Source organism: Candidatus Lokiarchaeum ossiferum, assembly GCA_025839675.1.
In the GTDB taxonomy this organism is placed as follows: Archaea; Asgardarchaeota; Lokiarchaeia; order Sigyniarchaeales; family Promethearchaeaceae; genus Lokiarchaeum; species Lokiarchaeum ossiferum.
The window spans coordinates 1,769,764-1,782,115 of the sequence record CP104013.1 but is presented as its reverse complement, the minus strand read 5'-3'; the positions used below and the strand labels follow the sequence as shown (position 1 = coordinate 1,782,115).

Below are 12,352 nucleotides of genomic sequence, written 5' to 3'. Positions count from 1 at the left end.
TCAAATTATAACCCGATTCTTGATATAATGGATGGAAATCAGAATGCTAAAAATTGGAGATCATAAGACTAAAAAGCATTTTAAAGACTAAAAAAACTATAACACATATATACCAAGAAATGGATCCTAATGATCCCTTGGAGTTTAAACCCATGGCTAATGATAACGCAATTTTCAATGCCGCTATTAAGCTTGCGAATGAAGCAATTCAGCTTGATCAAGGCAAACAATATGATGCAGCTGCAGATAAATATTTGCAAGCCAGCGAAACGTTGAATGATTTCGCTAAATTTTGTAAAAATTCTAAACTTAAAGCTCTTGCACAAGAAAAAGCCTTACAATATTTTAAACGTGCGGATCAGTTAACTAACCGCAAAAAGAAGGAAAAAGTTCCCACTGGCAGATCTCCAAAGAAAGATAGTCATCATTCTAAAAAAGATGATTCTGAAGATTCAGAAGAAGAGAGCGAGATGTCTGATGATGAAAAAGAATTACGAAAAACCATTGAAGGAACAATCGTTACTGAGAGACCCACAGTGACTTGGGGTGATGTGGCTGGTATGGAGGATCCAAAACAGGCGATCCGAGAAGCGGTTGTATTACCAATGGCACATCCTGAATTGTTTAGGGGTGCTCGAAAACCTTGGCGTGGGATATTATTATTTGGTCCACCCGGATGTGGAAAAACATTATTGGCAAAAGCCGCGGCGAATGAATGTGGTGTTCAATTTTTTGCTGCAGATTCGGCTAGCTTAGTAAGCAAGTGGTTAGGGGAATCGGAAAAACTATTAAAAACGCTTTTTAAAGTTGCTCGTTTGGACGCTCCTTCCTTAATTTTCATGGATGAAATTGATAGTATTGCAGGAAAACGGGGAACTGGTAATGAAGGGGGCGGAGAACGACGTTTGAAAACCCAGATATTACAAGAAATGCAAGGGGTAAAAAGTACGGGAGATAAAATTGTTACCCTTATGGCGGCAACGAACCTTCCTTGGTCTATTGATAGTGCTGTATTACGTCGATTTGAAAAAAAAATCTATGTAGGTCCTCCAACGCAAGAAGGACGAGCAAAAATTTTCCAATTATGCACCAAAGAAATTGAAATGGATGAAACAGTAGATTTCGATGCTTTAGGAGAATTAACTGATACCTATTCTGGATCAGATATCGCCACCATATGCCGTGAAGTCGTAATGTTACCTGTTCGAGAATTAGATGTAGCAGGTCAATTAGGTGAAGGGGATGATTCGCTAAAAGTTCGCCCCATTTCTCAACAGGATTTCTTGAATGTAATTCAAAAGATAAAACCGGTTGTGTCAGAAGAAGAGCTCCAAAAATTTGCAGAATGGACTGAAGAATTCGGAGGGTGATAAATATCGCGGAACAACAACGCCCGAAGGCATCACAGAAATCTAAATCTATAAATGAAGAAAAAAAAAAGAAAGAGAAATTAGCTAAACTCGAAAAACTTCAGAAATTAGAAGCTCTTCAATCACAATTGAATTCTTTAGAATCTGAATCAATAGATTCTGGTTCTGAAGTGGATGGTCTTGATGATTTAGAATCTTCCATTCAACAGGGGATTAAAGGGGCTACCAAAGGAGAAATTCTTTTAGAAGTTTCCACCAATGATGCTTCAATTGCAGCCGAAATGGCTGCTCTTGAACAAGAAGTTGCGGTAGAAGCAAAGGTGAAGGTTAAATCTCCTTATGAAAAATTGTTAGAAATACATGATTGGATTGAAGCACCTCAATATGGATTTATGTATTCAACACCTAATAAGAAGAAAAACAAGCAGGATTTTGAATCATGGCGAGAAGAGTGGTCACAAGTATTACTTGATTATGCTCATGTTGGACTTATCCATATCATTTATCCTAAACGCTTATTAACCGAAAAACCCTTTAATAAATTCATTGATAGAAAGAAAGCCATTTCTATCCTAGCGGAAGCTCTAATAGATAAAGATTTAGCAAAGTGGGTTGGCGATAAACCAAAGAAAAAAGAAGAACTTCGAGTCTATTGGAAATCTATTGAAGAGTGGACCACTTTAATCGAAGATTGGGCAAAAAATAATGCAATTTTTGATATGGTTATGGTTCCAGATATTCGCAATTCAGAAACAGAATTTTCCAACTTACCAGAAGAAGATCTTAAGATTATTTTTGGTAAAATTGAGCAAAACCATAAAGGAACTGTGGTCGAACTTGACGATAACCAATTTGGAATAAAATTTAAAATTGTTTAAAAAAATCTCAAGAAGTTTGTAATAATGTCTTTTTTTTATTTCGTTTTCAAACTTGGGAAGAAATATTTCTTTCCAGTTCTAAAAGTTTCGGTAATTCGAGCTACTCGAGTGTCAACCAAATTTTGCAAAGCGCGTTCTGCTCTTTCAACTGTCCAATTAAGTGCCTTACAAACATCCCCTGTGGTGATAACTCCATCTTCTGTGACTAGTTCTAAGATTGAAGTCTGATCCTTTGTATATTGAACAGGGAAAAATGAAATAGCTAGTATTCCACTTGGGAGTTTTTTAATTTCAGGGATCACCTTATCTTTCTTCAATATTTTTACTGCTTTTTCTGTATCATCCATGGTGATTCTATTTTTAAGACTTCCCGTATTAATCATGTCAAAAACATCAGGTAGAGTCAATAATCCTCCTGTTTCTTGTTTTTCCAACATTACACGTTGATAGGACAGCATCGCTAATTTTTTAATGTCAACTTTTTTGCCCTTTTTCAAAACAGATTCTTCAGTAATTTCTTCCCGAATAATTCGTTCTTTTGGAATATTATATTTTTTCCGAATTTCTTCGATGATTTCCTTCATCTCAGGATCTAACGCAACAATTACACCATGTTTTTTGGCGATTTCTGCGAGTTTTTCTTTAGTCATCTTCGTTGTTGCCGTTTGAGTTGCTAAACGATGCATTCTCAATTCTGCGGCTTTTTTTTTCATCAAATCCCGCATTTTTGCTCGATCTTCAATTTCACGAATTCCCAAGATATAACACCTAATTTAATTTAGCATCCTTAGGGTTAAAATTTTTGTCATAGGAATTGCGATAGACTCAATATTGGAATAAAATAAAAAAAAATTGGTAGAATCCTCATTTGTTATTAGTTTCAATACTTTTGACATATTTTTTATTTTTGGACCATAGGGTTAGAAAAATTAACACGATGATCAATCCTATAAGGGAGAAAAAAATAATCCAGAAAATATTCAAAGTATCATCATTAAAAGGCCATGGAACATGGGTTACATCTTCAGCGGGTACTAATTCCACCTTGAAAATTCCAAAAAGCAGAAAAACTCCCCCAATACCAATTAAGCTCCAAGCACTGAAATATTCTAACTTTGAGTAACTTGATATTTCATCTTTTTCAAGAATATCTTCAGGTTCTTCATCAACGACTTTTTTTTGTCTTCGAATCTTATTTTTAATTTTTTGCTGCAATCGTTGAATAGATGAGCTTTTCATTGATTTTGACAATTTTCCACTCATTGTTCCTATGAAAACCAGTGGATATAACCCTAACCATGTCCCAATTCCAAAGAAAAAGATAATCCATACTCCATTTCCCCATCCATAATTTCCAGCTAAGAAAGCTGCTTCAAAATAGACACCTAATTCAAAGATGCATGGTGGAATACCTGCTAATAATCCCAATAACAATGCTGTTCTTTTTTTGGCTCTTAAGGTACTAATACTTTCAGTTAATTCTTGGAATTGATCGGAATGAGGCCAATAAGTTTTCTTTCGAATTTGATACATCATAATGATTCCACTTAACGTTAAACTGAATGCCACCAAGTAATTCCAAATTGCAGGTTCTATATTCGAAAAAGTTTCAACAAGAATTTTTGAAAACCATGTAATGATGGTTCCCAATATTAAATTCATTATAAACAGTCCCGCTCCATAAAAATTTACTATGCGAAATGCTTGTTTCCAATCTCTGGCAACTCCAAAAGCATAGAAACAAAATACAAACTTATCTTCACAGGGCATAATTGTATGTAAAACCCCTAAAAAGAAACCTGTCCAAATAATAAAGAAAAATCCCCCAGACGCCCATGGAACTGCTAAGATCAAATTTTAAAATCTCCAATTTTTATTTGTTAATCGAAAATATACTATTCAAATGCATTTATTTTTTGCCCTTTTTAAGAATTGCTGTGATTGATTGAGCAATTTTTTATTAATTATATGGTGGTCTTTTTTCCTAATAAGTATTATTCAAGACTATTTTTTAGCGTTAGTCCGCTTTTTAATGAACTAATAAATTTGAGATACTTTTTTAAACCCCAATTATTAATATGTTTCTTTTCGGGGTAAGAAATTAACTTGGAATTTTTGGAAAAACCCAGAAATAAATACGAAGAGAAACTTCATTATCTTGCCACCATTTGTTCTTGTAGAAACTCTGTTTTTACAAAATCCTGACAAAAAGGATCAATAATTTTCTTGTTATTGATCCTTTCCACCAGTAAATTATATTTTCTCGTTTGTTTAATACATTTTATCTTGCCTTTCTTAGATAAATCATAGAAAAGTAAAATATTCGTTTTTTATCTGTTTAAAATAAAATTACTTCAACAAAATGAAAAATATTTGGGTGCATGCGATATAATTCATCCTATTGAATAATTTAGCTGTTGTGCTAGTTTAATTTTTGATTGTTATTAATAAGATGGATGATATTTTCAAAGTTGTTGTAAAATTAGAGAAATTTTCCAAAAATCAACTATAAATAGAAAAAATCACGGCAAGAAATTAAACTTAAAATAATTCCAATTACTCAAATATTAATACAAAGCCGACTGTAATTAACATGCCACCAATTGTTTGAGAATTTGACTGGCGAGTCAAATCTCGTTTGATCCTGACATCGGATCGGTCGGATTCCGGCCGATCCCTCTGGATCTTCATTGGACAAAAAAATTATTGTTGTTTCAATGCGTTTTCTATCATTCGTTTTCTTTCTCTGATAAGATCTTGCCTTTTGCTTTGAATTTTGGAATTTATACCTTGGAATATCTGTTGTTTCTCAACTATTCGGGAGTTTAACCATTGGGATGCTTGCTGAGTTTCATAAAATGCTTGTTCTACAGAATGGCGAGATCTAATAATTTTTTCTCGGGCATTGAGATCACTAAAAATGTTATCAAAAAATGTGTCCCAGAACATATTCATTTCTTCTACTTGTGCTCCGCGAATTTTGGGTAGAGATGGAACCAGTTGATAGGCGCGATTCAAACTTCTTTGGGCTTGTTGGACTCCATTTCGAGCTTCCGCCATTCGAGAGTGCTTCATTGAATCGGCGAGAAATCCTCCTCCAAAAAAAGTGTCCCAATCACTTAATCCTTTAGCACTTCCAAGCTTATTCAATGTGAATTGAAAATGTTGTTGAGCATTACTAATATGGCCCAGAGCATTCTTCAGATTTATACGTTCGGCTGAAATGGGTTGTAATTGATTTTTTAACTGCAACAAATCTGCTTCAATTTTATCTTCAATAGGATCTGGAACTCCTTCGCATACCTGATCGATCAAGCGTATTAATTGGATGTTATAATCATACTTTTGCTTTTTCAGCCTAGAAAGGTGTTCCATTTCTGTTTTTGCAATTGAATACCTTTTTTGAAGTTCAAGAATATCTTGTTTTAAAGATTCTTCTCTATTTAAGGCGTTTAAATATTCTGCTTCTTCTTTCTTTAACAAGTCATCTTTATTACCTTTAACTCCTGCTTTGATGCTTTTCCAAGTAATTTTTTTAAGATCTTCCACATCTTTTAATTCTTTTTCAGTAAAATTGTGGAATGTATTCAATTTTTCCTGAGATGCTTGTAATTCAATAGATAACTGTTTGAAATATTGTTGATGTTGGTCAAAACCAAGATCTATATTTTCTAGATTTTTTAATTTAGCAGTTAAATCATAATACACTTCTAAAAACTGGCCATCTAATATTAAATTTGTTGTATTATTTGGCTCATTTATTGCTTTCCATGCATTTTTTTGGATTTTTAAATTCGCACCACAATATGCACAGTATGTATCATTGAAGTGGGCTTCTTCTCCACATTTTTCACACAAAATTAATTCAGTCATTTCAATATTTATGATATAAAGTTCTTATTTAAAAATTAAATTAAAACCAGTTATTGAGCATTTTATATCAATTTTTCAAAAATCTGTATTATTTTTTTTCTTTCGTGGTTATTCAATTTTTGTTCATACGCTAAATTTGAGGTATTTTTTTGAAAAAATAGTACCATGAGTAAAATAATTGAATTTGTAATTATTGAGTTGAATTGATTTTCCTTACACCCATCAAATTCGCCTTTCATTCTCATTAATTTGATCAACTCTTTATATTCGAAAAGTGTTTCGGGGTCATTTTTGGAATAAGCATCCATTATTTCCCCGTATATTTGCTGCTCAAAATCCACTGACATAGACTAAAATGATTCCTCCAAATAATGTAAATTTGAAAAATTTATTCAATAGCTCTATAGGTAGGAATTATTTAAGCATTTTAGAAAGTTTATCCGCCAATGAAAAATAAAATTAAAAAATTGACATGAAAAACCAAATGATACCACCACAAATGATCGGGTTTAAAAAATTATCAGAAATATTTTTGACAAAATAATCAATTCCCATAAAAGCAATTGCTGTAATTAAGGAAAGTATTTGGATTTGAATTATATTTAAATTTTGAAATGGAAGAATAATGTGGGTTATATTTATTATTAAAATAGTCGATAAACCTCCCGCAATTAAACCAACATATGTTTTTTTTGATGAATTGATTTTTTTTTTACCAAATCTCTTCCCCAAAATACTGGCCATAGCATCAGAGTTGGCTCCAATTAATGCTGCTGCCATCATTACCTGGAATGGCGCTAAGACAAAAGGAAGCCATGATAGTAACATTATCGCTGCAGAAGTGAAAGTATTCAATTCTTTTGGTCGGATGGAATTTTCCAACCATCGCGTAGCAAATCTTCCTAAACGATTAAATTGAGTTAAACGAATCAAATCTTGAATATTCATGATCCAGATTAAATGAATTCCGAAAACAACCCATATATACCTTGTAATATATTCCCCAGTTAGTCCAAATCCCAACAACCAAGAATTTACTTTAGCTGATAATAAATATGCCCCCACTACACCAGCAGATGTCAAAAAATGCATTATTTTTCTTTTTAAATCGAGTCTGCTATCATCCTCTTCATTGTGCATCCCAATTATTATCATTTTCCAAATTGAATACGGGAATCCACGATTCTTTTTGATATTATTTTTTTTTGAAAAATATAAATATATTTTCCAACAAAGAAGGTGAACTGTTAGTGAATCCCACAGATGAAAATAAAATTGTGATTTAATTTCTGACGGAATACCTGTGAATAAAAATGGATAGTACACTGCTAAGCAGAAAAATAATATTCCTGTAATTATTTCATTGATAAAATATTCTTCAAATTGGGACTTTTCTACATTTTTCCGAGAATTAAAAGCATAATGAATGTTAATAAATCCAAATGAAATTAAGTATAATTGCACACAAATCATAAAAAAAAATGATGATATATTATCGAACGCAATCAAAACTCCTGAAATGAAGATAAACATCCAACTAGGAAAAAAATAGCGTTCCAAATTTACCATCATGGTTTTTCGACCGATCAATTTTTATAATAAGATATTGAAATCTTGTTTATTTTTAACTTCATACATACCATTAACTTTGGAACAATAATTTTCGAGCAAAATTTTTCTCTGGATGGAAGATTCATTTTCAATTTCTAAAGTAAGAAGGGGAATAACTCCTGCTCCATAGGATATTATATGTTCTTCTAAATATGGAGGATTGATTTCTTTTTGTAAAAAAAGTTGATGGATTAACGCGTGAAGTCCTTCCTTGTCTTCTCCCAGCATACCAATAACTTCAATTGCTTTTTTCCGAATCTGGTTATTTTTAATATAATATATAAATGGAATAAGTTCACGGATTGCTTTTGCTAAACCAAGCATTCCCAAGGCATTAATGGTGGTTAACACCAATTTTTCTGACGAACTCTTAAGATTGCCTATTAAAATATCATACGCTGGTTTGTATCCTAATGTACCTAACCAAAATGTTGCAAAACATTGGTAATCTTCCGATTCATGCTGCATTTTTTCAAGAAGTTTGTTTAACAGTTCCGTTCTAATAGGTTCTGGCAATTTGTCAATAACATTGCCTTCACTTGTTTGCATTTGAAAATAATCTCGGTCTAAATCTTCAAACAAGCGTACCGTAGCCCGCCGAATCTGACGGTCTTTGTCAATTAATAAATACGCAACTTTATCTACTATGTTTTGGTGTTTTGAATTTGTTAAAGCATTTATTACAGATAAACGAATTTTAGGATCTTTATCGTCTAAATGTGAAGATATTGTAGTTGTGGCCCATTCTTCTCCTAGTCTTCCAAGTGTTTTAATTGCAATCAACTTATTTTTGCCCTCAAGTGTGTTCAGAAATGATGTGATTTCATTTTTTATTTCAGTGGTGATTTGAATTTTGTTTTTAGAACTCTTTTGTAGTTGTTCTAAAGCTTTCAGTGCAAAGATTTTTTCTGCTTTATTTCCATCTCTCAAAATTGACCATAATATTTTTCGCGTATTTACCGTATCATTTCCAATAGATCCAAGCCCCTGAATTGCATAGAGATGTAAAGGATAATTACTTCCTGAGATAAGTTGGAAATCATAGTTTTCATTGTAAAACTCTTTGTTCTTAATAGTTTGTAAACAAATTTTCAATTTTTCTTCATTGGAAAAAGAATTTAGTATTTTCCTTGCTTGATCTCTCACTCTATAATCCGAATGATGTAATACTTTGAATAGGGGAACAATCGCATTGGGAAACCGTAAATCATGCAAATTTTGTAAAGCATAAAGTGTTTCTGTTGTGTCCAATGCAAGAATTCCTAGTTGTCTAATTGCATAGTGTGTAACTGATTCTTTTTCATCTGGTAAAAGGTTTTGAAAAACAGATTTGAGATTTTTTGTCGGAAATCTTTCAGCATTTAATTGATTCAATGTTTCCAAAATGATTTCTACCACTGGCCGATATCCACAACCCAATGCAGGAATCAGAATTGGTAAAAAACGAGGTTCATTCATTTTTTTTATCACTAGAGTTAAAGTCCATCTAATAAATGCATTGGGATTTGTAATTTCTGATTTCAAGGATGGAAGAAGATATTTTTTTAATTTAAAAAGTGATTCTGTGGCTTGTGCAATGACCTCCTGTTCACCTAAAGAAACTGCTTCTAATATTGGATAGATTACTGTAGAAGAGTCTAAATATCCAAATCTTTGGATGATTATGAGCTTTTCGATGATATTTGTGGTTTCTCGTAATCTCTTAAGATCATCTGCAGCTGCGATTTCAGTCATTGAGAATATAATAGAAATTAATTAAAAAAACATTACTGAAAAGTCAGAAAAAAGGGTTACTTTTGAATTATTTTGAAGATTTCAGAAATAATTACAACTAGAAGTGATAAGAAAATCGCCAAAATCCAATCAAAAGCAGATAAATTAATAAAACCAATATAAGATTGAGCCAATCCCCAATTAAGTACCAAAAGGAGCACAACAATTACGAAAGAGACTAAAAGTATCAATGCAATATTTTTTTCTCCTTTGAACATACTTTTTTTAACTGAACGGGCTTCAAAAGCGATCCAAATTTCTGAGAATACTACGACAATAAAACACATTGTTTGAGCTTTCTTTGTCAATAACTCAAGATCAGTTAAATCTTCAATTTTAATGGTGTTTCCTTCACTAGCAAACCACCCATCGTACTCATTTCCTGAAAAAATATTAAATACATGAACATCAATTTCATTGGTTGGATTGATACCATAGATATCTTGCTGAATCATGATCCACAATACAAAAACCACCCCGCCAATAATTAAAATCTGGATTACCATCATGGATAAGTATTTTTTATTAATTAAAGATTCACTTTTCTTCTTAGGTGGATCTTTCATAATCTCTTCATTATACTTATCGAAAATGAGTCCCCAAGGGGGGAAGAAATGTGGTAAAACATATAGAAAGTAGAGTTGCCATTCTGAAAAAAGCCTTTCTTGATATATAAGGTAAATTGAAGACAAAATTAAAATTTCCATAATATTGCAGACCAATAGAAATACTGTATTTGATCTTATGTTGTTAAACAAACCCCTACCATGATAAATTGCCCTTTCAATTGTGTTAAAGGAATCATCAGTGAGAATTATATCGGAGGCACTCTTTGCAACATCTGTTCCCGTAATTCCCATAGATATTCCTACATCTGCATTTTCCAATGCAATAGCGTCATTGACCCCATCACCAGTCATCGCAACGATGAAGCCTTGATTTTGTAATTTTAAAACAATTTCATTCTTGTCTTCGGGTGCAACTCGTGCAAATACACTTGCGTTAGAAATTTCATTCTCTGCTAATTGTGAAATCTCTGCTCCAGAATAGACTTTATCTCCATCCTGGTATATTCCAACTTCCTTGGCTATCGATTTTGCGGTTATTGGGTGGTCGCCTGTAATCATTACGACTTTCATTCCTGCTTGATTACATAAATCCACTGATTTTTTTACACCTTTACGTGGAGGATCGGATAATGCAACTAATCCTAAAAAGATTAAATCTTTTTCGACTAGTTCTGGTGTTACCTCATCCATATCGAGTGTTTCATCAAGTGGAGAAAATGCAAACCCTAAATTGCGATAACCATTTTCTGCATATTTTTCCATTTGGAAGATTATTCTACTGGAAATTTCTTCTGTTAAAGCTACAATCGAACCATTTAAAACAATTTTTGAACAAATACTCAATAGTTGTTCGGGGGCTCCCTTCGATAAACAATGAATGTTTCCTTCACGTTTTACTATCTTAGACATGCGTTTTCTTTCAGAAGAAAAACTCAATTCTTTGAGAACATCATAATTAGCCCTTTCAATTTGTGGATTTATGTTCCCTTTTTTCGCTAAAGTGAGTAAACTCCCTTCAGTTGGAGTTCCTAAAACTTTGAATTTCTTTATTGTTCCATTTTTAATCGCAACTTCTTCTTCGATTAAATTTGCATTATTATTTACAACACCATTTATTAACATCTTCCAAAGATATATATCTTGCAATACATTGACTTTTTTACCTTCTAAGGTAATAAATCCTTTCGGATCATATCCTTGGCCTGATACTTCATAATTCATATTGTTATAGAATATTTTTTGCACAGTCATTTCATTTTGTGTTAAAGTTCCAGTTTTATCTGAACAAATTATATTCAATCGACCCATTGTTTCTACTGCACTTAAATTCCGAACAATTGCTTGATTTCGAGAAAGTTTGATAACTCCGGATAATAACACTAAGGCTGTTATCAATGGAAAATTAATTGGAATTGCAGCAATAGCAATAAAAATCAACCAACTTATTTCTTCTTGAATATTTTCAATTCCATTTATAGATTTTACGATAAATAATAGAGAAATAACAAAAATAACAAATATTCCTAAACCCATTGCAAGTTTATTCATCATTTTTGTTAACGGTATATCTCTCTGGTCATTTTGAGCAATACCTTTTGCAATTTTACCTATCTCTGTTTCGACTCCAATTGCAGTGACAATGGCTTTTCCACTTCCAGAATTAACAAAAGTCGAATTAAATAACATATTATTTTGTTCTTGAATTTGTACATTTTCTGATTCTAAAGAAGCAGTTTTCTTTAATACTGGTGCGGACTCTCCCGTTAGATTCGATTCATCAATACTTAGTTCATTTGATTCTATAACTCGTGCATCTGCAGATATATAGGCACCTTGATTTAAAATCATAATATCTCCAGGAACTAAATCATTTGTTTCTACCTCTGTTGTGAATCCATCTCGAAGAATGGTGGCTTTATAAGCCGTCAGTTTTTCTAAGGCTTCAATCGTTTTTTCTGCTCGAAATTGTTGACTAATGGCAACAATTACATTAAACAATACAATCACGATTATTGTGATAGGAGAAACAGGACTACCTTCAAAATAAAAAACAAAATATAATTGTAGGAGTGCAGCGAGTAATAGAATGATCGTCATGAAATTAATTGAAGGTTTGATATATTTTTGAAATAATCCTACTTTCTTTTTTGGTATTTCATTATCTCCCACTTGCGCTTTAATTGTTTGCGCTTCTCCAGTTGACAATCCTCCTTTTTGTGAATGTAATTCTGTAAATAACTCATCGATGGTAGAACAATATGGTGTCTTTGGCATAAAA

The 12,352-nt window shown here is 32.4% G+C and carries 10 protein-coding genes; 2 read left to right on the top strand and 8 right to left on the bottom strand.

Annotation, left to right across the window (positions count from 1 at the left end; all coding sequences use genetic code 11):
* The first annotated feature begins 152 nt into the window (after positions 1–152).
* Together NEF87_RS07295 and NEF87_RS07290 are read left to right on the top strand one after the other, a co-directional pair.
* A complete protein-coding gene (locus NEF87_RS07295; RefSeq protein WP_371805789.1) occupies positions 153–1,370 on the top strand; it encodes an AAA family ATPase in 1,218 nt (405 codons plus the stop codon).
* Positions 1,367–2,248 carry a hypothetical protein gene (locus NEF87_RS07290; protein WP_457919254.1) on the top strand — a complete coding sequence of 294 codons (882 nt, stop codon included), beginning with the start codon at positions 1,367–1,369 and terminating at the stop codon, positions 2,246–2,248. Before NEF87_RS07295 ends, NEF87_RS07290 begins: the two co-directional genes overlap by 4 nt.
* A 35-nt stretch (positions 2,249–2,283) precedes the next feature.
* Here the strand turns inward: NEF87_RS07290 and NEF87_RS07285 are convergent, their stop codons facing one another.
* The 8 genes from NEF87_RS07285 to NEF87_RS07250 all read right to left on the bottom strand — a co-directional run bounded on the left by NEF87_RS07285 (position 2,284) and on the right by NEF87_RS07250 (position 12,348).
* Entirely contained in the window at positions 2,284–3,006 is a 723-nt protein-coding gene (locus NEF87_RS07285) for a hypothetical protein (protein WP_457919253.1), read from the bottom strand.
* A gap of 106 nt (positions 3,007–3,112) precedes the next feature.
* Entirely contained in the window at positions 3,113–4,102 is a 990-nt protein-coding gene (locus NEF87_RS07280) for an urease accessory protein UreH domain-containing protein (RefSeq protein WP_457919252.1), read from the bottom strand.
* A 702-nt stretch (positions 4,103–4,804) separates the two neighbouring features.
* Positions 4,805–4,939 (bottom strand): hypothetical protein, encoded by a 135-nt coding sequence (locus NEF87_RS07275; protein WP_371805785.1) that lies wholly within the window; start codon positions 4,937–4,939, stop codon positions 4,805–4,807.
* Positions 4,940–4,951: 12 nt separating this feature from the next.
* The gene (locus NEF87_RS07270; RefSeq protein WP_457919251.1) at positions 4,952–6,121 is read right to left on the bottom strand and encodes a hypothetical protein; all 1,170 of its coding nucleotides are present in this window, start codon (positions 6,119–6,121) and stop codon (positions 4,952–4,954) included.
* A gap of 62 nt (positions 6,122–6,183) precedes the next feature.
* On the bottom strand, positions 6,184–6,468 hold the full coding sequence (locus NEF87_RS07265; protein WP_457919250.1) for a hypothetical protein: 285 nt from the start codon (positions 6,466–6,468) through the stop codon (positions 6,184–6,186).
* A 112-nt stretch (positions 6,469–6,580) separates the two neighbouring features.
* Entirely contained in the window at positions 6,581–7,585 is a 1,005-nt protein-coding gene (locus tag NEF87_RS07260; RefSeq protein ID WP_457919249.1) for a hypothetical protein, read from the bottom strand.
* Positions 7,586–7,714: 129 nt separating this feature from the next.
* Positions 7,715–9,466 (bottom strand): HEAT repeat domain-containing protein, encoded by a 1,752-nt coding sequence (locus NEF87_RS07255; protein ID WP_457919248.1) that lies wholly within the window; start codon positions 9,464–9,466, stop codon positions 7,715–7,717.
* A 56-nt stretch (positions 9,467–9,522) separates the two neighbouring features.
* Entirely contained in the window at positions 9,523–12,348 is a 2,826-nt protein-coding gene (locus NEF87_RS07250) for a cation-translocating P-type ATPase (protein WP_457919247.1), read from the bottom strand.
* Between the last annotated feature and the right edge of the window lie 4 nt (positions 12,349–12,352).